This window comes from Pedobacter sp. 01N416 (genome assembly GCF_056399685.1).
In genome coordinates this window covers 1-555 of record NZ_JBFTRT010001053.1, presented here as the reverse complement: position 1 = coordinate 555, position 555 = coordinate 1, and the positions used below count along the sequence as shown (strand labels likewise).

Here is a 555-nt window from a genome sequence, read left to right as displayed (position 1 = left end):
AGGCAATGTCGATTGTTCCTTCAACAGTTTCTCGGTATCGATAATGATCTGCCTTTCGCTCCTGAAATATTCTGGAACCAGGTTAACGCCATTGGTCATTCCTGCTAAACTCATTAATTCGGCAGTATCTACAATCGAAACGAAATAGACATCCGAACGGCTCGATTGACCATGGTTATCCATCGCTTTGATGAAAAAGTAAAGTTCATCACCTGGTTTCATGCCAAGGCTTTTTAAGTCGATCTGTTTACTTAACGTGAGGTTCTTTTTATTATCAAACCCAGTATTAAACGATAGTTTTTTCTCGGTGAAACTCACCCCTTCACCTTTACCACTGGCCATGGTTGCCGATATATAGGCGTCGTTGATGCCATAGTCATCTGTAAGTGATACGTTCAGGTTAATCTTTTGCGGCTGACCGATATCAATCGTGGTATGCTGTTTGGGTTGCGTAATTTTAATCGTAACGGGTAAATCAGGAATGATCTCGATCTGGTAGAGATCTGATTTTTTACCGTCCAGATCCAGTCGATAAAAGCCTGATTTGTTGACGGT

At 41.4% G+C, this 555-nt stretch carries 1 protein-coding gene; it reads right to left on the bottom strand.

What is annotated here, in order from left to right:
- Nucleotides 1-555 (bottom strand): hypothetical protein (locus AC1DND_RS29195; protein ID WP_477586512.1); only part of this gene is annotated, 555 nt, incomplete at both ends.